Below are 18,480 nucleotides of genomic sequence, written 5' to 3'. Positions count from 1 at the left end.
GCATGCGACCCGGCGGACGGCAGCCGCCTCGGCCGGGGCGAGATCGGGAGCGGCCGCCGGGGCGGGCTGCTGTGGCGCGGGCATCAGGCGGCGCGCCCCCGGAGCGCCTGCGCGAGGAGAGCGTCGAGCTCGTCCTCTGCGAGGGCGTCGCGCGCCTGGGCGATGGCCTTCATCAGGCCGTAGCGCGCCTGCGCCTCGGCGAGGCAGTTGACCGCCTTCCTCGTCGCCCGGCTGGCGGCGAGAGCCTTGCGCCAGCCACGGATGCTCAGCAGGGCGTCCCGGACCTCGCCCTTGGGCAGGCGGCTCAACTTGGCGACCGCGGCCTGCTGGGCGATCAGCCACCGTTCAATGTCGGCGAGATCGTAGATCGGCCCCTGCAGCCCCGACCGCTTGAGCCACTGCCGGGCGGTCCTAAAGCCGATGCCCGCGACGTGGGCGAGCCCGTCGGCCGTGACGCTGATCGAGCCCGTGTCCTCATCCTGCAGGACGTCGTCGGGCTCAATGCGATCGGCCTCGGGATCGTCGACGCCCCACCGGATGGCCGCCCCGATGGGCGTGCCCTCGGGCTCGGAGCGGTCGTCCTCCTCAGCGACGGCGAGCGGCTCCTGCAGGCGGGGGTCGCGGGTGTAGTCGTAGACCGCGTCGCGATTGGCCGTCGGCTCGTCCGAGGCGATCTTCGTGCCCCGGGGCACCGGGATCACGTCGCCCGCCTGCAGGGTCCGCTCCGCCTGTCGGGTCGCCTGCGCGACGTCGAAGAGGTGCCAGACGTTGCCTGCCGCGCCGTTCGCGCCGTCTCCCGACAGGGCCGTGGCCACGGCAGCCGCCGAGGTCTCGCCGGCTTCGATCATCTCCAGCGCGTGGTGATAGGGGCTGCTGGGCAGAACCACATCCCCCTCGTTCCAATCCGAGAGGGACTTCTTGTAGGAGCGGAACTCACTGGGGGTGAGCTGGGCCCAGGAGCCCTGGGCGATGGCCTGGATGAGGCGCTCGCCGTTGCGGGTGAGCACCTGGATGTTGCCGATCTTCATATCCGTCACGGGTCCGATTCCTGTCGTTGGATATGCGGCCGTGGCCTGGCCGCGAGCGCGAGGAGCTTGGGGGACCGAGCCCTGCGGGGCGGGGTCACCACGGGATGTTCGCGTCCTCCGGGTCGATCGGCGGCGGCGGCCGGTGGGGGCCGTGCATCCCGCGACTGCCCCGAGCCAGGGCTGTCCGCGTCGCCGCCCGGCCCTCCGGCGACAGCCCGTCAATCGGCGCCTTCCGGGACACCGGCGGCGGGGGCGGCTGCCGGCGCGGCGCCGGGGCCGCGGCGGCAGGCTCCGGCTGCTCCGGCGCCTCCGCCGTCGGCCGCTTCAGGGCACCGAGCCGGCTAGCGGGGGCCGGGGTGGTCGGAGCCGGCGGGGCCGTGGACGGCCGCGGCGGGACGCGGGGCGGGATCGCCATGCGGGGCAGCGGCGTCGGCGGCGGCACCGGGTTCGTGGGCGCGGGCGGGGTCGCTGCCCGCGCCTCGATGCCCCGCACCATCGCCGCGATGGCGTGGCGCATCGCCGTGTGCAGGGCACGCGTCGCGGCGTCGGCCTCGGCCTCGGCCCCAGCGGCATGGGCGGCATGGCGCGCCTCGGCGAACCGCGCAGCAAGCTCACTGCCAGTGAGCCCTTCGAGACCGGCAAGGAGGGGGTGCGTGGTCATCAGGCAGCACTCCGGAACATGTCGAGCTGGAGCCCCCACTGGGGCCTGCAGGGGCCGATGCGGATCCCGGCGCGGGCGGCACAGACGTGGACGGCCGCGCGGGTGACGCCCAGGCGACCGCAGACGTCCCGGACTGTCTCGCGCCCCTCGATAACGGAGAGGACGTCGTCGAGCGTGACGCGGGCACGCGAGGCCGGCGCGATCCCCAGCCCGCGCAGGTGCTTCAGGATCGTCGTCTCGGTCCAGCCTTCCAGGCGTCCGATCTGGGCGGCGGTCAGACCTTCGGCGACGTAGCGCTCGCAGCGGGCCCGCGGGACGCGGCACACCCGCGCCGTCACGACCGGACCTCCGCAGCCACGAATCGCTCGACGCGCCGGACGCCGAGCGCGGCCAGGATCACGGGGCCCGGCGCGCGGCGGCCGTGCAGGACGTCAGCGACGTACTGCGGGGAAAGGCCGACAGAGGAGGCGTACGCCTGCTGCGAGCCATTCTCAGACACCTGGCGCCTCAGCAGGCCCAGAACCTCGTCTCGCGTCAGCTCCACCACCTCATCTCCTCCGCAAATCGGCTGATGTGAAATGGTGGGGCGGGGCCCCCAAAAATTCCAGAGCCTTTTTACCGCTCCCACCAAACAATCCTTCGAACACCGTTCAAAACTAGAAGGTCTCGCCGCCCCCTTCACCATTTCCCCAACAGGGCGATACGATTTAACCAACGGATTTTCCCCACCCCTGTTGGGGAAATCGTTGGGGGAATACATGCTTGGATGGCGGGTGTCCGGACCCTATACTCGTGGCAGGTCAGCCGAGCAGCGGAGGAGCACATGCCCGAGAGTGTCGAAAGGGAGGTCGAGGTGGTGCCGGGGTATCGCGGACCGCCTGCCGTCTGGGGGCTGCAGTGGAGCAGGCCGAAAATCGTCGTCACGCGCCGCGGGGAGCGTCAGCTCGCGAAAGCGCCCGGGACGCCCGAGTTCGAGGAGGCGTGGTCGCTCGCCCACGACGACCTGAGCGAATACGGGTTCGCGTGGGAGTGCATGGGGACTGTCGGGTTCTGGGAGCGCCGCGATCTCGATCACAGCGTCCTCCGGGACGTGATCGATTCGCTGCCCGACCGCGCCGCCCGCCGCGAGGCCGAGGCCCTGCGGCGCGAGGAGGAGCGCCGAGAGGAAGCCGCCCGGCGCGAGGCGGAGCAGCGCGAGCGGGACCGGGCTTACATCGAAGGCGCGCGTGAGGCGGCCCGGGCGTCGCTCAGGGGCCGGCGGTGGTCGTGGGCCAAGACCTCACTGATCGACGAGGCGCAGGAGCTCCTCGCCCGCCCCGAACTCGACCGGGCCCACGCTGGCCGGCTCATCCTCCTCGTCGATCAGGCCGCGACGAACGTCGGCCGCTCGGAGAAGCGGACGTCTCAGGCGCACGAGCCCGAGATGCGCCGCGCCGACGACCCCGCTGTGCAGGCGGCCGCGCTGGAGGGCGTCCGCCACATCACCCTACACGACGAGGACTGGGCGTCGGTCCAGAATGGCGTGGGGTGGAGCCGGTCGACGACGTGCGACGGGCACGTCCTCGCCGGCCTCGACCGGCTCACCATCGAGCAGACGTCGCACGCGCTGCGGCTCCTGCGCGTGCACCGGAAGCAGTTGCCCGGCAGGATCTTCCTCGCCTTGTTCGCGCTCCGGCTGCCGGCCGCCCAGGCCACGTTGTCCCTTTCCGACGCGGGGTGAGGATGGAGGGCGGCCACCGAGCCAGAAAGGATCACCCTGTCATGCGCCTCCTCCTCGCCCTCTCCGCCGCCCTCCGGGCCGTCCTCCTCGTCCCCGTCATGGTGTGGGAGAGCGGCCGCTGGGTCCTCCGCGTCATGGCGGGCGTCCGCCCGGATCCCGTCCTGCCCGCGACCGCGGCTGCCGCGGACTACCTTGACGCGACCGCAACGACCGCCCCGGCCCCGCCCCGCCTCGCCACCGTCGACGGCGTGCCGGTCGCGAGCCCCACGGGCGTCACGCTCGTGCTCCATGCCCGCCACCTCGCGCAGGGCGGCCCGGCCGTCGACCTCGCGGATCTCTCGGATGAGCTCCAGGTCTGGCTAGGGAGCCTGTCGCCCGCGGAGATGAAGCGCCTTGCCGCGACGCTCCCGGCCCAGGCCGAGGCCCTCGCCGCCGGCGCGGTGATCCCCAGCCTGCCGCCCCTCCGGCAGGATGTGTCCGCAGCCCCGGCGGATGTGTCCGAGGACGAGGAGCCCGTCTACGTGTGGCCCCATGGTGACCAGCCGGCCGACGCAGCCATGCGGTCGCTGTTCGAGCACGTCGAGCGCCAGCGCCGCCGCCTCGCCTGAGCCCACCGCGCCGAACAGACAAGGGGCCCGCCGGCCATCCCGGCGGGCCCTCTTTTTTCATCCGAAACCTGTTGACCCTTTCCCCGTGCTGCCTCGCTGCTACCGCGCGAGGCCTGCGTGCGACCTCCTCAGGCCGCAGACCGGCGCCGGAGCCCGAGAAGCTGGCCCTCCGCGCGGCAGGCGCGGGAGCGCTGTGCCTGGGCCTCTGCCCGGAGGGCGGCGATCTCCTGAAGGAGCTCGCGCTCGCGGGCCTGGGCGCGGAGCAGGCGCTGCCCGAGAGCGTGCACGGCGTCCTCCGCCGCGGCGTCAGCCCGTGCCCAGGCAGCCTGTTCCCGTGCCGCCCGGGCGGCGCCGTCGGCCGCCAGCAGCGCGCCGAACAGGCCGGCACCGACTTCGCCGCACACCGCGCTTCCATGTCCCGCCATCGCCGCCTCCGTCATCTCTCCCGCCTATAGATTCAGACCGAGAATCCGGGCGCAACGACGGTCTGTGCGTAGGGTCAACGATCTCCTGGCCGGGTGTGGAAAACAGGCGCCGGACGGCGACAAATCCGGGCTCAGATTTCCGTTGCTAACCTGAAGATTGCCGACCCAATTCATAGGAGTAACGGGGGGGCAAATCGCCGACCGAAAAAGTCGCCTCCGGACGCGGGCTTCCCGGTTGCACGGCTCCGGGCGATCCTGCCGGCATGCAGGGCATCGACATCGAGGTCGAGGACCTCGACCTGGGACTGGCGGAGGAGCTCAGGCAGACCCTCGTCGGGGCGCCCGACGACCTGGCCAGGATCGCCCAGCATCAGGTCACGGAGGCCCTGCCGGTCTACCTCGACAGGCCGACCCGAACGCCACGGAGCCCGAGAGCGTCGTCGACGTCCTTCCTCGCCGGCTAGGTCAGGAATAGGGAGACGTAGCCCGACCACGCGGAGTGATACGGCCAGCCGTTCAGCGGCAGGCCCGGACCCGGCTCTCCCAGGCGTGTAGGCCTGCCAGGTCGCGCCCCCGTCGAGTGTGAATTGGTTTACGCTGACCGTCGCGCTCGGGAGCCCCAGGGCATCGGCGCACGCCAGGTGGAACCTGTAGCCCGAGCCGGTGGTGGAGGCCTCGGCCACCTGGGCGTGCACTCAGGAGTAATTCCCGAGCGTGCTCGTGCCCTGCTACCCGAGCGGGCGGGTCAGGCCCGCCGGGCAGGGCCGGCAGTCGACGTAGCGCCGGCGAGCGTGTAGCGGTCGATGTAGGTCTGTCAGACCGCGAGCAGGTACGTCTGCTCCAGGACACCGGGTATGACGCCGGCTGAGGACCAGGCGGCCGCTCCCTTGGCATTCCCCTGCAGGTCCCGAGCGTCTGTTGCCAGCCGGTCCGAGAGGACGGTCGTACCGATCAGGGCGTTAATCCGGGTCCCGTCGGTGAAGGTGCACTCGTAGGGCCCATCGTCCCGGTCCCATAGCAGCGCGTCGCTCTCGCGGCGCTCAACGTTCTCGTAGAGGTTCACGTATCGAACTTCCTTCACCCTAACGCGCATGAACCCGAGGCGTTGAGTCGTGAGGAACGTCATCACGGCCGTGCGGTACGTGGCGCCCGAACCGTTCGCGACGGTGCTGGTGACGGGGCCGGTCTCGAACTCGTAGATGGTCGCGCTGTGCGGGATCAAGGACTCAAGCCCCATCTCCCTCCCCGGCTCCCATTGGGGGGCTTGGGAACCCGCGGGCAGCTTTGAGGGCGGACCGGAAGCCCGGGACTGGCTGGCGGGAAACGGAAAGGGCGACCGCCTGGCACCCCGTCTCGCACCAGGCCTGCCCAGCTCGCCCTCCCGAAAGAGGGGCCGGGTTGCCGCGATCCCCTAGTCAAGCACCTCATCGCGGCATCAACCGCACGCCCAATTTCCGGGCCTGCCGTGCAACCGACAATCACGCCCGCCATCGGCCCAACACGCCGATGGGGTGCGGCCCTCATCATCGGTCCATCTCGCCGACGACTGCCGGATCCCGGGCCCAGACACGGCAAGACCCGCCGCTGGCGACGTGGCGGGCCTCATGGGTGGCGGGTCTCACCTGGCCGCTGGTGTCGCGCGACCATGCTATGCAGGCGTCAGGCGCCTCGGGGCGGGTCAGTCCGGCATGGGGATGAGGCGGTTGGCGATGGCGCTGTGCATATTGGCCCTGTTGAGCGGAATGCCCTTCTGCCTCCGGTCGCGGAGCGTCTCGGCCGAGCGCTTCAGGATCTCCTTGAACAGGGCCATCTCTGCTGGGGCATGGATCCCGCCCTGGTCGAGGATGGCATCCCGCAAGGCATCCACGATGGCAGCGTCCAGCATGCGCTGGTCGGGGATCCCGGCCTGACGCATCTCCTCCCGGTCGCGGCGCTTGCGATCCCGGTCGTCAGCCTTGCGCTTGGCCTTGGAGGCGGCGGGGGGGTGGGTCATGGTGATACCGGCGAACATCTTGGGCACAGCCTGCCGAGCCCCCTGGCAAGGGACTAGCGGTGCCTGAAACGACGACGCCCGCCAGGGGGTGCCTGACGGGCGTGTGTCTGGTCGACGATGTGGCGCATCTAGACCAACAGAGGATCTCTCGACCCTAGAACCTAGTGTAGGCGGCTTTCCGGGGAGTGACAAGGCAGGTAGGGGTACGGATCAATACCTGCAAGGCGGAGACGTTGACGGATCTTCGCCTCGTTGCGCGGCTTGAGACCACCCGGGTAGAGATGCCGCTCCGCCAGCAACTCGTCTTGCAGCATCATCTGGGCACAATCCATATCGTCCCACTCGGTGCACCAGTTCGAGCTCCAGTCGCGGTTCTCACGCCGGGAGGCGACGGTGCAAGCCCGGAGGTGCTCGTAGAGCGCCAGGAGGCGCCGGAGAGGGCCGTACGTCAGCCAGGTCTGGGTCTCGGTCTCGGGTGCAGCCTTGCCGGACTTGGCCTTGCAGAGGAGCTTCCCGGGCTTCGCCGCGGGCAGGTTGGCAGGGGCGGCCTCGGTCGAGGGCTGGGCAGGGGGCTGGTTCCCCTGAAGGGCGGAGCCAGCCGATAGATAGCGTGACGGACTTGTCAGGGTGCAGGCTTCCACGAACCCATGGAGTTCGGCGTCGGACACGTCCTCATCCGGCAATTCGAGTACCACCGTGACCCGGTCAGCCGACCCCGCGAACAGGGCATTGACGGCGCGCTCGACGGTCCGGGTGCAACACCCGAACAGCTCGGCGATGTCCTCGGCCTCCAAGCCCACGCCCATCAGGTCGAGAATGAGCGTCGCCCGGTCCTGCTGTTCCTGCTCCACGGCCGCCCGCTTCCTCGCTCCCAGCCTCTCCCGCCGGGCCGCCTGCCTCTCGGCCGCCGTCAGGGCCTTCCTGTCCTCAGCCTGGGGCGTCAGGATCCTGAACCCGAGTTCGGCTGCGAGATGGGCCGTCACCTTCAGCTCCCTCGCGACGCGCCCGACGCCGTATTCGAAGAGTGGCGAGACCTCGCGCGGCTCGCCGCCGGGGGGCGTGTACCACACGGTCTCCCCGGCCTCGTGGCGGCGCAGGTTCCTCTCGACTGGCTTCAGGTAGCTGGCGAGCCGGCGCTCGGACAGCTTGGGCCCGCACAGCATAGGGGCCAGTTCGGCCGCCCAGCCCCGCGCGTCACCGCCTCGGCCGGAGAGCGCCCAGGCGCAGCACAGGTGGTGAGCGAGGAGGTTGCGCAGGCCGAGTTCCGGGGACACGGCGCTGTTGCCGGCATGGTGCCTGATCAGGGCCTCGATCTCGGTCGCAATGACGGCCCAACGGCCGGGCCGGGGGGCACGCGCGAATCCCGCGACGGGGCGGCCCTCGGCCTCGACCCGGGCTTGGCGGGCGGCGCGGGCCGAGGCGCGCTCCTTCTTATATGCGCTGGTCTCCTCGCGCGTGAACGGGAGGACGGCGAGGGCGAATGCCTCGAAGTTCGACCGCCGCACGTCGGCCCACGAGGCCGGCCACACGAGACGAACCATCTCGCCCGAGCGGTCGTTGATGCTGCCCGCGAGTCGGTGAACGCGGCTCATGTCGCCGACGGACCAGTCAAGCTCGCCGCCATCCCACAGGCCCCGCATTGCCGCGGCCCTAGCCACGACGTGTTCGGTGCCGGCGCCGCGGCCGGTCTTGATCTCATCACCCCAGTAAGCGCGGGTCGCCTTCAGGACGCGGCTCCTGGCCTGAGGCGGGATGAACCCGTCGGCGAGGTAGACGCACCACAGGCCGCGGCCGCTGAATGTCACGTAGGAGGGACGCGGGACGCCGGCGGCATCGTGGCGCGCGAGGATGATGCCGGCGACCACCTCGGGGGTCACACCGTAGAAGGTATGCCCCTCGCGGATTTCGAGGTCGGCCCAAGCGTAGGCGTTGATCGCTACGAGTTCGTCGGACCGGCAGCCCATGGCGTGGCGCTGGAGCGAGACGTAGCCGGCCTCGGGCAGCATGCCGGAATGGGCGAGCTGGATAGGGTGCCGGGTGACGCGATGCCCCGGGTTGGCGCCAGTCAGCGTGGCGCGCCCCTTCACGGGGAGAGGCTTTCGGGCCGCCACGGGAAGCTCGGGCCCGGTCCGCTTCCGGCCGGCGCGCTTGCCGTAGAGGTTCGTGTGGGTCGGGTGCAGGACGGCGAGGTGGGCGGCGCGGGCGGCGACGGCCGCGGCCTTCTGGGCGCGCGCGCGGATCTCCGCGGCGAGAGGGCTATCTTCGAGGAGGCAGTCCGGCGTCTCGGGGATGACGTAGTCAGTAAGGGGGAGCATGCGTCTCTGTCGGTCGCCGCGGGCGCCACACTCGCGGACCTGATCAGTCTGGGGCGCGTCGCGCCCTGGCACAAGCGTGGCAATACGGCCCCGAGGGTCGGCGGTTAACGGCTGTAAACCCGCCCCGTGCGAGGCCGCGAAACCCGCCCCGCCAAGGCGCCTGGATCGCCGCCACGCCCGCCCGCGTGAGACACACGGTAGGGGAAGCCCTTACATCCGGACTAGACCCACCCCGGGCATTCAGAGGCATTGCAGCCCCGTCAACAATCGCTTGAATAACACTTCGGGGGGCCCGAGGTGCTGCAATACGCGGACGTGCCAGCGGGTGAACCGCCGGCCTTAAAAAGCCTTGCCCCTCAGGGCTCGTACAGAGCTGAGCCTTCGCGGCGTCGGCGACCGCCTTGAACGGGGCGTCCTCCCGGCGGAGCATGATGGCTTAGAGCTCGGGCTTCGAGCGCGCCTCACCGGAGATCTCGAACGCGTCCGGCTTCTTCGCGTCGGCGACCAAGAAGGCCAGCAGCACGTCGTCCATCACGAACGCCGCCGCCCGCCCGTTCTGGACCATAAGGAACGCCTCGGCATGGTCGACCGCGGAGCAGGATCGTCAGCCCGAGCTTGCGCGCCGTGTTGGCCTCGTTGATCTGCCGCAGGTTGATCGTGCCCGAGGTCGAGACGACGGTCTTACCCTTGAGGTCGTCGATGGTGCGCAGGCCGGCGTTCTTCTTGGCCACATAGCGCGTGGCCGTGAGGAAGTCGGTGTTCGTGAAGGCGGCTTGGTTGCGGCGCTCGAAGTTGTTCGTCGTCGAGCCACATTCCAGGTCGATGGTGCCGTTGGTGATGAGCGGGAGGCGCGTGGCCGAGGTCACGGCGTTGAGGTGGACGTCGAGCTTCGGCAGTCCGAGGCGCTCCTTCACCGCGTCCGCGATGCGGTAGCAGATGTCCAGTGCATAGCCGACGGGCTTCTGGTTGCCGTCGAGGAAGGAGAACGGCACCGAGGCGTCCCGGAGGCCCAGGGTGATCGCCCCGGTGTTCCCGCACCTTCTTCAGCGTGCCCGTAAGCTCCTCGGCCCCGGCTCGGGTCGTCGCGGGGCTTGAGGTAAGCATCATCGTCGCGGCGAGTGCCGCACTCGTGAAGGTCTGCATCGTAGAGATCCTCGTCCTTGCCGACCGGCCAGGGTGCCGGTTCGGAACATCGGTCGGTCAGGTCACGGCGAAGATCGCGTCGATCTCGACCGAGACGTCGCGCGGCAGGGCGTTCGTCCCGACCGCGGTGCGGGCGTGCCGCCCGTTCTCGCCCAGCGCGAGCACGAGAAGGTCGGAGGCGCCGTCGAGCACGCGCGCCTGTTGCGTGAGATCGTCCCGACAGCGAACGAACCCGCCGATGCGCAGGCAGCGTGCCCGGTTGAGGTCGCCATCTAGCAGCCTGTCGGGTTTAGGGGTGTTGAGTGTTTTGGGTTGGCGCTCACAATCTGTGGCGGTAGGCGCGGTGCGGCGTCATGCGGCGCAGAGCCTGGCCATCCGCTTGGCGTTGTAGGCGAGGGCCACCAGGGTCCATTCGGCTTCGACCGCCGCCAGCCCACGCCTCAGGAACTGGCGGAAGCCCATCGCCGCCTTGACGATGCCGAACACCGGCTCGACGGTCTGCTTGCGCAGCCGGTACAGGGCTTTGGCCGGTTCGGTGTTCATCGTGGCCTGCATCGCCAGCCTCCAGGGTTCCCTGACCGCACGGTCGGGCTTGGGTGCGACCGGCGGTGGCCGGAAGTCGTAGGGGCGCTCCCCCTGCATCGCTCGAACCGCCACCAGGGGCTCTATGCCCCGGGCCTTCAGGGCTTCGACCGGCGCCCGGCCGGCAAAGCCTGCGTCGGCCAGAACCGTCCGGGGCAGCCCGATCCCGGCCTCCATCGCCAGGATGGTCGCCGCGAAAGTCGGCTGGTCGCCGGGGGTGGTCGCCAGGCCGGTCGCCACGATCAACTGGCTGCCCTCGGCATCGACCACCGCCTGGGCGTTGTAGGCTTGGCGGTACTCGTGCCGGGCGGACTTGCGCATCAGGGCGCTGTCGGGGTCGGTCAGGTTGCTCTGCCGCTCGGGCGCGGGCGGCGGCCCGTTGCCGTCCGGCCCGTCGTCCGGCGGCACCGGCGGCTTGCCGCGGCGTCCCGTCCGGGCCGCGTAGGCCGCCTGCTTGGCCTCATGCTCGGCCTTGGCCTGCCCGTGCGCGGCGAGGGCCTCGGCCTCCAGCCGGGCGCAGGCGGCGTCGAGCTTGGCCTTCAGGGTCTCCCGCCGGGCCAGTTCCCGCGGCAGCGCCTGCGGGTCGGGTGCGTCCTCGGCATCGGCCGCCTCGGCTCGGGCCGTCAGCGCCGCGATGTCGGCCGCGAGCTTGGCCCGCAGCGCCTGCATCCGGTCATAGCGCACCGAGCGGATCTTCGAGGCGTTGGCGTCGATCTTGGTGCCGTCGATCGACACCGTGCCGAGCTTCAGGAGCCCGCTCTCGCGCGCCAGCAGCAGCACCTGCAGGAACGCCGCCTCGAAGGCGCGGGCGTTGTCCCAGCGGAACGCCGCGATCGTGTCGTGGTCGGGATGCTGGTCGGCGGCAACGAACCGCACGCCGATGTCGCGGTAGGTGGCCCGTTCGAGGCGCCGCGACGAAAAGATGCCGTTGGCGTAGCCGTAGATCAGCAGGCCGAGCATCAGCCGGGGATGGTACTGGGCCTTGCCGGTGCCGCGGTGGTTGATCTTGAACGCGTCGAGCGTGACGCGTTCGACGGCGGCGATGACGAAGTGAGCCAGATCGTCCTCGGCCACCCAATCCGCAAGGTCGGGGGGAAGGAGGAACCGCTGCTCGCGGCTGTAGGATCGCAGGACGGCCATGGCCGCACTCTATGCCGACCGGGCCGGAAGCGCCCTCCAAAACTGCTTGAACTCCTGTGAAGTCAACAGCTTGCCAGATCAGAACGACGACCGTGTCACGTGGCCAAATCCGACAGGCTGCTAGTGCAATGACTCATTCGGATAGTGCAGCTTTGCCATTGACGGCATTGAGGATGGCGGTGGTCGGCTTGGTCCAGACGAAGGGCTTCGGCCTGTCGTTGCGCTCGGCAATGTAGCGGTTGATCGCCGCTTGCAGGTCGACGATCCCGCTGAGGCCGCCCCGTTTCAGCCTTCGCCGGGTCAGGGCCGAGAAGAAGCCCTCGACAGCGTTCATCCACGAGGCCGAGGTCGGGGTGAAGTGGAAGATCTAGCGCGGATGCCGAGCCAGCCAGGCTCGCACCTTCGGTTGATTGTGGGTGGCGTAGTTGTCCAGGATCACGTGGATCAGCTTGCCCGCCGGCAGCGCCGCCTCGATGGTGTTGAGGAAGCGCAGGAACTCGTCGTGGCGGTGACGCTGCATGCAGCGGCCGATCACGGTGTGAAGCCGATGACAGCCTGGTTCGCCATCATCCTCCCCTCCCCCTGCTTCTCGTGCCGTGGAACCTGGCACGGGACAGTGACGCCGGCCCGCACGCATCCGCTGAGCAGCGGCGGGATCAGACCATCCCGGCCAAAGGCGGACGGCGGGGCATTCCGAAACCGGAGTGCGAGGTGTCGGTCTTCGAGACAGTCAGGATGCATTCTGTCGTTGCTAGAGACAGAATCCTCTCTCACTCCTTGGTGCGATGGGTTGGCACGGCACGTGTTACGTCTGTCCATGAGGCTGCATTCGACGAACGAGGGCAGCAGGAGTCAGGTCGGAACGATGAAGGCTGCAGTGGTCAGCGAGATCGGCACGCCGGGCGGAGCGGCGTACGCCGACTTCCCCGATCCCGTGCCGGGGCCGGGCGAGGTCCTGATCGACGTCGAGGCGATCGAGACCAACTATCCCGACATGCTGGTCGTCGAGGGACGCTACCAGGTGCGCCCGCCGGTGCCGTTCGTGCCCGGCAAGGGCGCCGCCGGCCGGGTCGCGGCCCTGGGGCCGAACGTGAGCGGCTTCGCCGTCGGCCAGCGCGTCGCGACGCAGGTCGAGTACGGCGCCTATGCCGAGAAGCTCTGCGCGCCGGCCGCGCTCTGCTATCCGATCCCCGACGCGGTCAGCGCGGTCGAGGCGACGGCGGCGGTGCTGGCCTACCAGACCGCCTGGTTCGCCCTGAAGGACCGGGCCGCGATGGCGCCCGGCGAGTCGGTGCTGGTGCTCGGCGCCGCCGGCGGGGTCGGCATCGCTGCGACGCAGCTCGCCAAGGCCCTCGGCGCCGGGCTCGTGATCGCAGCGACGCGGGGCACCGCGAAGCACGAGGCGGTCCACCGCAGCGGGGCGGACGCGGTCGTCGACATCGCCCAGCCCAACCTGCGCGACGCGTTGCGCGACGAGGTGCACGGCCTGACCGGCCGGCGCGGCGTCGACATCGTCATCGACCCGGTCGGGGGCGCCGCCTTCGAGCCGGCCCTGCGCTGCCTCGCCTGGCGCGGCCGCCACGTCATCATCGGCTTTGCCGGAGGTGACATCCCGGTCGTCAAGACGAACTATCTCCTGGTGAAGAACATCACGGTTGCCGGCCTCCAGGGCTCCGACTACCGCGACCGTCGCCCGGCCGAGACCGCCGCGGCCCAGGCCGAGATCTTCCGGCACATCGCCGAAGGTAGCTTCCGTCCGGTGATCGGCGACGTGCTGCCGCTGGCCGATTTCCGCCGGGCGCTCGACACGCTGCGCGACGGGGACGCCGTGGGAAAGATCGTGCTGACGACGGAAAGGAACCACGCGTGAGACCGCTCGAGGGAATCCTGGTTCTCGACTTCTCGACCCTGCTGCCGGGCCCGCTCGCGACCCTGCTGCTGGCTGAGGCCGGCGCCGAGGTGGTGAAGGTCGAGCGTCCCGGGCGCGGCGACGAGATGCGGACCTACGAGCCGAAATGGGGCCGCGACAGCGTCAACTTCGCGCTCCTCAACCGGGGCAAGAAGAGCCTCGCCGTCGATCTGAAGGATCCGGCCGAGCGCGAGCGGATCATGCCGCTCGTGCGGCGCGCCGATGTCATCGTCGAGCAGTTCCGGCCCGGCGTCATGGCGCGCCTCGGCCTCGACTACGACAGCGTGCGCGCGCTCAACCCGAAGGTTGTCTACTGCTCGGTCACCGGCTTCGGGCAGACCGGGCCGAAGCGCGACGTCGCCGCGCACGACCTCAACTACATCGCCGATACCGGCCTCCTCGCCCTGTCGATGGGCCCGCCCGAGGCGGCGGTGGTGCCGCCCGCGCTCATCGCCGACATTGCGGCCGGCGCCTACCCGGCGGTGATGAACGTGCTCCTGGCACTCCAGGCCCGGGAGCGGAACGGGGAAGGCTGCCACCTCGACGTGGCGATGACCGACAACCTGTTTCCCTTCATGTACTGGGCCCTCGGCGCCGGCGAGGCCGCCGGTGCCTGGTCGGGCAACGGCGAGGACCTCGTCACCGGGGCGACCGCCCGCTACCAGCTCTACGGCACCCGCGACGGGAAGGTCATCGCCGCGGCGCCGATCGAGCAGAAGTTCTGGGACGCGTTCTGCGCGATCATCGACCTCGATCCCGCCCTGCGCGACGACGCGGCCGACCCGGCGGCGACGCTCGCCCGGGTCCGCGCGATCATCGCGGGCGAGAACGCCGCGACATGGGCGGAGCGCTTCGCCGGCAAAGATTGCTGCTGCAACGTCGTGACCTCCCTGCGCGACGCCGTCCAAGATCCGCACCACCGCGCCCGCGGCCTGTTCGACCACCGGATCGCCGGGGGCGAGCGCGGCACCATGACGGCGATGCCGGTACCGATCCTGCCCCTGTTCCGCGGAGACGCGGCGGTGGCGGTGGGAACGCCGCTCCTCGGCGAGCACGACGGCGAGCTCTCCTGACACGACGCCCGCCGAGGCGAGCGCTTCGGCGGGCGAGACCGGATCACGGTTGCGGCGGACCCGGCGAGTGCCGCTCGCGCCGACGGGCGGCCGCTCGCCGGGGCGGTCGATCGTCCTGCATGACGCTTGTCTGCTCATTCTCGGCCCGGATCCGGCCTGCACGATTGGGACTTCGGCGGAAGGCGATGCGGCTGTGCATGCCGCACAGGTGCAGAGAGGCGATGGATTGCCGCTTCGTCTCGTCTTTTAAAGTCAATATTCAAATATTATCAATGTGTCTATTTATATATCTTAAAATTGTGATCAATAATTGAATTGTTAGAAGCAGCAATACACGGATGTGCAGCATGGTGATCTTCAGTCTGATTCGAGCCATGGCCGGTGCCATGACGGATGGGACATCGAACGGGATGGATGCGCGATGAACGGATTGCCAAGGTGGAGCGTCGTCGGCGTGGTCGGCGCGGGCGCGATGGGCGCGGGCATCGCGCAGGTCGCCGCCCAAGCCGGGCATCGGGTCCTGCTCTACGACGCGACGGAGGGCGCCGCGTCGCGCGGGCGTGGCGGCATCCTCGCCGCGCTCGACCGGCAGGTCGAGAAGGGCCGTCTTGCCGTGAGCGAGCGCGAGGCCCTCGCCGGGCGGCTCGCGGTCGTTCCGGACCTCGCCGGCCTCGCCGAGGCCGGGCTCGTGGTCGAGGCGATCGTCGAGAACCTCGAGATCAAGCGCCGGGTGTTCGCCGCCCTCGAGGAGGTGGTCGCCCCGGAGGCGATACTGGCCACCAACACCTCTTCCCTGTCGGTGACGGCGATCGCCGCCGGGTTGCGGCGCCCGGACCGGGTCGCCGGCCTGCACTTCTTCAACCCCGCGCCGCTGATGGCGCTGGTCGAGGTGGTCGCCGGGCTGGCCTCTGACCCTTCGGTGCTCGACACCCTGGTGGCGACGGCGCGGGACTGGGGCAAGCAGCCGGTGCGCGCCCGCTCGACGCCGGGTTTCATCGTCAATCGCGTCGCTCGTCCGTTCTACGCCGAGGGGCTGCGGCTGCTCGAGGAGGGCGCGGCGGACGCGGCCACCCTCGACGCCGTGATGCGCGAGGCCGGCGGCTTCCGCATGGGCCCGTTCGAGCTGATGGACCTCATCGGCCACGACGTGAACGCCGCCGTGACGAAGTCGGTGTTCGAGGCCTATTCCGGCGACCCGCGGTTCCGCCCCTCGCTGGTCCAGCAGGAGTTCGTCGCCGCGGGCTGGCTCGGGCGCAAGTCGGGCCGCGGATTCTACGCCTACGGCCCGGAGGCGGCGCGGCCGGCGCCGGGCACGCTCGCACCCGGTCCGGTGCCCCGCGCCGTCGTCGTCGAAGGCGATCTCGGTCCGGCCGAGCCCCTGGCGGCGGCGCTCGCGGAAGCCGGCGTCGCGTTGACGCGGCGTGGGGGCGAGGGTCTCCTGCGCCTGGAGGGCGCGAGTCTCGCGCTCAGCGACGGGCGCAGCGCCACCGCGCGGGTCGCCGCCGGTGCCCCCGCCGACCTCGTCGTGTTCGACCTGTCCCTCGACTACCGCGCGGCTCCCCGGATTGCGGTCGCGGTCGCCGATCAGGCGCCGGACGGGGCCGGCGCCGCGGCGGCGGGCCTTTTTCGCAGCCTCGGCACCGCCGTCTCGCTCCTCGACGACGCACCCGGCCTCGCAGTGCTCCGCACCGTCGCGATGCTGGCGAACGAGGCCGCCGAGGCGGTGCTCCAGGGCGTCGCCTCTGCCGACGACATCGACCGCGCCATGACCTTCGGAGTCAACTATCCGCGCGGTCCCCTCGCCTGGGCCGACGCGGTCGGGCCGGGACGGATCCTCGCCGTGCTCGACGCGCTCCAGGCTGCAACCGGCGACGACCGCTACCGGCCCTCCCTCCTCCTGCGCCGGCGCGTCGCCACCGGTCGCAGCCTCCACCCCGAGCCCGCCCGCTGACGGCCGGCACCACCTCCAGGAACCGGATAGACCATGACCGACGCTTTCGTGTGTGATGCCGTGCGCACGCCGATCGGGCGCTACGGCGGCTCCCTCGCCGGGGTGCGGGCCGACGACCTCGCGGCGGTCCCGATCACCGCCCTCGCCGCCCGCAACCGCGGCGTCGACTGGGAGGTGCTCGACGACGTGATCCTCGGCTGCGCCAACCAGGCCGGCGAGGACAACCGCAACGTCGCCCGCATGGCCGCGCTCCTCGCCGGGCTGCCGGTGGCTGTGACCGGCTCCACCATCAACCGGCTCTGCGGCTCGGGACTCGACGCGGTCGGCACCGCGGCGCGGGCGATCAAGTCCGGCGAGGCCGCACTGATGGTCGCCGGCGGCGTCGAGAGCATGTCGCGGGCGCCCTTCGTGATGGGCAAGGCGGAGACGGCGTTCTCCCGCAATGCCACGCTGACCGACACCACGATCGGCTGGCGCTTCGTCAATCCGCGCATGCGGGTGCTGCACGGCGTAGATCCGATGCCCGAGACGGCGGAGAACGTGGCGGACGATTACCGGATCTCCCGCTCCGACCAGGACGCCTTCGCGCAGCGCAGCCAGGAGCGGGCCGGACGGGCGCGGGCAGAGGGCCGGTTCGCCCGCGAGATTGTCGCGGTCGAGGTGCCGCAGCCGAAAGGCGAGGCGAAGCGGGTCGAGGTCGACGAGCACCTGCGTCCCGACACGACGCGCGAGGCGCTCGCCCGGCTCAAGCCCATCGTGCGTCCCGACGGCACCATCACGGCTGGGAACGCCTCGGGGATCAACGACGGCGCCTGCGCCCTCATCCTTGCCTCCGAGTCCGCCGCGCGTCGGAGCGACCTGATGCCCCGGGCCCGGATAGTCGCCACGGCGACGGCGGGCGTGCCCCCGCGCATCATGGGGATGGGCCCGGCCCCGGCCACGCGCAAGGCGCTCGCGCTGGCCGGCCTGTCCTTGTCCGACATGGACGTCATCGAGCTCAACGAGGCCTACGCCTCGCAGGCCCTCGCGGTCCTACGCGACCTCGGCCTCCCGGACGATGCGGAGCACGTCAACCGCTACGGCGGCGCGATCGCGCTCGGCCATCCGCTCGGCATGTCGGGGGCCCGGCTCGTCGCCACCGCCATCAACCAGCTCGAGGAGACCGGCGGGCGCTACGCGCTCTGCACGATGTGCATCGGCGTCGGCCAGGGCATCGCGACCATCCTCGAGCGGGTGTGAGGCCCCCTCCCCTCCGGCTCTCGCGCCCTGCGGCGGCAGGAGGGGGGGCACGGACCTTGCTCACGGTCCGCCTCGGACGCGAAGCGCCGCATCGAGAGTTCGCCGCAAGGAGCCCCGACCGAGGATCTCGCCCAGTCCGCAGTCCCGACGCACGCCTGGGACGGGCGCGGCCGCCCTTCAGGTCGCCGCCGCGGCCGACGCCGCCGTGGCGGGCATGATCGACGGCCTCGGGTCGCCGGACTTTCCCGCCCTCTTCTTCGATGCGCTCCTGCGGATCGTGCCGTTCCATCTCTCGATGGTGAGCGTCTACGACGGGCGGGCGCTCGTCTCCTACGACACCGCGGAGCGCAGCCCGCTCGGCCACAGCGGCTTCCTCGCGCTCTACCGGCGCTCGACGTTCCGTTATACCGCGGCGCTTAAGCATTGACGCGTGCGATGTATGGGAAGTTGGCGATGGAGCGGACGCGCTCTGGCTCAGCGGTGAGTGCGTTCCAGGCAGTACAGCAGGCCTCAACGATCGCCTCGTAGTCGGGGAACACGTGTGCCGAGAGGAAGCGCTCGCGCAGGTACAGCCAGATCCGTTCGACCGGATTAAGCTCAGGGCTATAGGCGGGCAGCCGCACCAGCGTCACGGTGTTGGGCACGCGCAGATCCTTGGCGATGTGCCAGCCTGCCCCGTCCAGCACCACGACG

General features: G+C 70.6%; 19 protein-coding genes and 2 pseudogenes. 8 read left to right on the top strand and 13 right to left on the bottom strand.

Features of this window, described 5'->3' with window-relative positions:
- Positions 1 to 83 precede the first annotated feature (83 nt).
- The 4 genes from MFF64_RS29955 to MFF64_RS29940 form a co-directional block, all read right to left on the bottom strand.
- The gene (locus MFF64_RS29955; protein ID WP_238193134.1) at positions 84 to 1,037 is read right to left on the bottom strand and encodes a hypothetical protein; all 954 of its coding nucleotides are present in this window, start codon (positions 1,035 to 1,037) and stop codon (positions 84 to 86) included.
- Between the two features lie 85 nt (positions 1,038 to 1,122).
- Positions 1,123 to 1,689, bottom strand: a complete 567-nt coding sequence (locus MFF64_RS29950) for a hypothetical protein (RefSeq protein ID WP_238193133.1) — start codon at positions 1,687 to 1,689, stop codon at positions 1,123 to 1,125.
- Positions 1,689 to 2,027: a hypothetical protein gene (locus MFF64_RS29945; protein WP_238193132.1), complete on the bottom strand. Its 339-nt coding sequence runs from the start codon at positions 2,025 to 2,027 to the stop codon at positions 1,689 to 1,691. The genes MFF64_RS29950 and MFF64_RS29945 overlap by 1 nt, the downstream gene beginning before the upstream one ends.
- Positions 2,024 to 2,236, bottom strand: a complete 213-nt coding sequence (locus tag MFF64_RS29940) for a transcriptional regulator (protein ID WP_238193131.1) — start codon at positions 2,234 to 2,236, stop codon at positions 2,024 to 2,026. Before MFF64_RS29940 ends, MFF64_RS29945 begins: the two co-directional genes overlap by 4 nt.
- A 276-nt stretch (positions 2,237 to 2,512) precedes the next feature.
- On the opposite strand from MFF64_RS29940, the gene MFF64_RS29935 reads away from it, so the two are divergent.
- Both MFF64_RS29935 and MFF64_RS29930 read left to right on the top strand, forming a co-directional pair.
- Positions 2,513 to 3,409 carry a hypothetical protein gene (locus MFF64_RS29935; protein WP_238193130.1) on the top strand — a complete coding sequence of 299 codons (897 nt, stop codon included), beginning with the start codon at positions 2,513 to 2,515 and terminating at the stop codon, positions 3,407 to 3,409.
- A 41-nt stretch (positions 3,410 to 3,450) separates the two neighbouring features.
- On the top strand, positions 3,451 to 4,017 hold the full coding sequence (locus MFF64_RS29930) for a hypothetical protein (RefSeq protein ID WP_238193129.1): 567 nt from the start codon (positions 3,451 to 3,453) through the stop codon (positions 4,015 to 4,017).
- Positions 4,018 to 4,145: 128 nt separating this feature from the next.
- Here MFF64_RS29930 and MFF64_RS29925 read toward each other — a convergent pair whose 3' ends face one another.
- On the bottom strand, positions 4,146 to 4,442 hold the full coding sequence (locus MFF64_RS29925; protein ID WP_238193128.1) for a hypothetical protein: 297 nt from the start codon (positions 4,440 to 4,442) through the stop codon (positions 4,146 to 4,148).
- A 263-nt stretch (positions 4,443 to 4,705) separates the two neighbouring features.
- Between MFF64_RS29925 and MFF64_RS29920 the strand changes: the two genes are divergently transcribed.
- Complete coding sequence (locus MFF64_RS29920; RefSeq protein WP_238193127.1) at positions 4,706 to 4,906, top strand: hypothetical protein; 201 nt, start codon at positions 4,706 to 4,708, stop codon at positions 4,904 to 4,906.
- Between the two features lie 350 nt (positions 4,907 to 5,256).
- Here the strand turns inward: MFF64_RS29920 and MFF64_RS29915 are convergent, their stop codons facing one another.
- The 7 genes and pseudogenes from MFF64_RS29915 to MFF64_RS29885 form a co-directional block, all read right to left on the bottom strand.
- Positions 5,257 to 5,679 carry a hypothetical protein gene (locus tag MFF64_RS29915; RefSeq protein WP_238193126.1) on the bottom strand — a complete coding sequence of 141 codons (423 nt, stop codon included), beginning with the start codon at positions 5,677 to 5,679 and terminating at the stop codon, positions 5,257 to 5,259.
- 441 nt (positions 5,680 to 6,120) lie between these two features.
- Positions 6,121 to 6,435: a hypothetical protein gene (locus tag MFF64_RS29910; RefSeq protein WP_238193125.1), complete on the bottom strand. Its 315-nt coding sequence runs from the start codon at positions 6,433 to 6,435 to the stop codon at positions 6,121 to 6,123.
- Positions 6,436 to 6,596: 161 nt separating this feature from the next.
- Positions 6,597 to 8,750, bottom strand: coding sequence for a hypothetical protein (locus MFF64_RS29905; RefSeq protein WP_238193124.1), 2,154 nt, complete (start codon positions 8,748 to 8,750; stop codon positions 6,597 to 6,599).
- A gap of 349 nt (positions 8,751 to 9,099) precedes the next feature.
- Positions 9,100 to 9,857 (bottom strand): annotated as a pseudogene (locus MFF64_RS29900) (amino acid ABC transporter substrate-binding protein); the annotation flags it as partial.
- Between the two features lie 93 nt (positions 9,858 to 9,950).
- Complete coding sequence (locus MFF64_RS38665; protein WP_425324349.1) at positions 9,951 to 10,085, bottom strand: RidA family protein; 135 nt, start codon at positions 10,083 to 10,085, stop codon at positions 9,951 to 9,953.
- 159 nt (positions 10,086 to 10,244) lie between these two features.
- Positions 10,245 to 11,615: an IS1182 family transposase gene (locus MFF64_RS29890; RefSeq protein WP_238193123.1), complete on the bottom strand. Its 1,371-nt coding sequence runs from the start codon at positions 11,613 to 11,615 to the stop codon at positions 10,245 to 10,247.
- Positions 11,616 to 11,748: 133 nt separating this feature from the next.
- Positions 11,749 to 12,153 (bottom strand): annotated as a pseudogene (locus MFF64_RS29885) (transposase); the annotation flags it as partial.
- A gap of 327 nt (positions 12,154 to 12,480) precedes the next feature.
- Between MFF64_RS29885 and MFF64_RS29880 the strand changes: the two are divergent.
- The 5 genes from MFF64_RS29880 (at position 12,481) to MFF64_RS29860 (ending at position 18,214) form a co-directional block, all read left to right on the top strand.
- On the top strand, positions 12,481 to 13,485 hold the full coding sequence (locus MFF64_RS29880; RefSeq protein ID WP_238193122.1) for an NADPH:quinone oxidoreductase family protein: 1,005 nt from the start codon (positions 12,481 to 12,483) through the stop codon (positions 13,483 to 13,485).
- Positions 13,482 to 14,597 (top strand): CaiB/BaiF CoA transferase family protein, encoded by a 1,116-nt coding sequence (locus MFF64_RS29875; protein ID WP_238193121.1) that lies wholly within the window; start codon positions 13,482 to 13,484, stop codon positions 14,595 to 14,597. The genes MFF64_RS29880 and MFF64_RS29875 overlap by 4 nt, the downstream gene beginning before the upstream one ends.
- Positions 14,598 to 15,018: 421 nt before the next feature.
- Positions 15,019 to 16,548 (top strand): 3-hydroxyacyl-CoA dehydrogenase PaaH, encoded by a 1,530-nt coding sequence (paaH, locus tag MFF64_RS29870; RefSeq protein ID WP_238193120.1) that lies wholly within the window; start codon positions 15,019 to 15,021, stop codon positions 16,546 to 16,548.
- A gap of 33 nt (positions 16,549 to 16,581) precedes the next feature.
- Positions 16,582 to 17,787, top strand: coding sequence for a 3-oxoadipyl-CoA thiolase (pcaF, locus tag MFF64_RS29865; RefSeq protein WP_099903229.1), 1,206 nt, complete (start codon positions 16,582 to 16,584; stop codon positions 17,785 to 17,787).
- Positions 17,788 to 17,992: 205 nt separating this feature from the next.
- Positions 17,993 to 18,214 carry a hypothetical protein gene (locus tag MFF64_RS29860; RefSeq protein WP_099903231.1) on the top strand — a complete coding sequence of 74 codons (222 nt, stop codon included), beginning with the start codon at positions 17,993 to 17,995 and terminating at the stop codon, positions 18,212 to 18,214.
- Here MFF64_RS29860 and MFF64_RS29855 read toward each other — a convergent pair.
- Positions 18,204 to 18,480, bottom strand: a 277-nt coding sequence (locus MFF64_RS29855) for a transposase (protein ID WP_238193119.1), incomplete at its 5' end; no start/stop codon positions are given. The two genes, MFF64_RS29860 and MFF64_RS29855, sit on opposite strands and share 11 nt — an antisense overlap.

This window comes from Methylobacterium frigidaeris (assembly GCF_022179185.1).
GTDB lineage: Bacteria > Pseudomonadota > Alphaproteobacteria > Rhizobiales > Beijerinckiaceae > Methylobacterium > Methylobacterium frigidaeris.
Note: the sequence above shows the minus strand (reverse complement) of the source record. Positions and strands in the feature narration are given on the sequence as shown.